Origin of the sequence: Mesorhizobium sp. M5C.F.Ca.IN.020.32.2.1 (genome assembly GCF_004023105.1) — a bacterium.
GTDB lineage: Bacteria > Pseudomonadota > Alphaproteobacteria > Rhizobiales > Rhizobiaceae > Mesorhizobium > Mesorhizobium wenxiniae.
In genome coordinates this window covers 1-732 of sequence record NZ_RZSX01001500.1, presented here as the reverse complement: position 1 = coordinate 732, position 732 = coordinate 1, and the positions used below count along the sequence as shown (strand labels likewise).

Below are 732 nucleotides of genomic sequence, written 5' to 3'. Positions count from 1 at the left end.
GATTTGCGACCTGACCGTGGTCGGCCAACGCTTCCTGCTTGCCAGGGGCGGCAATGGCGGCTTCGGCAACCAGCATTTCAAGACCTCGACCAACCAGGCGCCGCGCCGCGCCAATCCCGGCCAGCCGGGCGAAGAGCTCAACATCTGGCTCAGGCTCAAGCTGATTGCCGACGCCGGCCTGGTTGGCCTTCCCAATGCCGGCAAGTCGACCTTCTTGGCCGCCGTCACCGCGGCTAAGCCGAAGATTGCCGATTATCCCTTCACTACGTTGCATCCTGGCCTCGGTGTGGCCCGCATCGATGGGCGTGAGTTCGTCATCGCCGACGTTCCCGGCCTGATCGAAGGTGCGCATGAGGGCGTCGGCATCGGCGACCGTTTCCTCGGACATGTCGAACGCACGCGCGTCCTTCTGCACCTCGTCTCCGCGCAGGAAGAAAATCCGGGGAAGGCCTACAAGACCGTGCGCTCCGAACTCGACGCCTATGGCCATGGGCTGGTCGAGAAGGTCGAGATCGTAGCACTTTCCCAGGTCGACACGCTCGATGCCGACGCACGCAAGAAGAAGGTTGCTTCGCTGAAACGCGCCGCCGGCCGTGCGCCGATGCTGCTTTCGGCGGTCACCGGCGAGGGCGTCGAGGCGGTGCTGCGCGCGCTGATGAGGGTGGTGGCCGAGGCACGCGACGCTGTCGCCGCTCCGGTCGAGACGCGCTGGAGATAGCGATGGACGCGCAG

General features: G+C 65.6%; 1 protein-coding gene. It reads left to right on the top strand.

Features of this window, described 5'->3' with window-relative positions:
• The coding region (locus EOA86_RS37080) for a GTPase Obg (RefSeq protein WP_128345862.1) at window positions 1–718 on the top strand (718 nt) is incomplete at its 5' end.
• Window positions 719–732 lie beyond the last annotated feature (14 nt).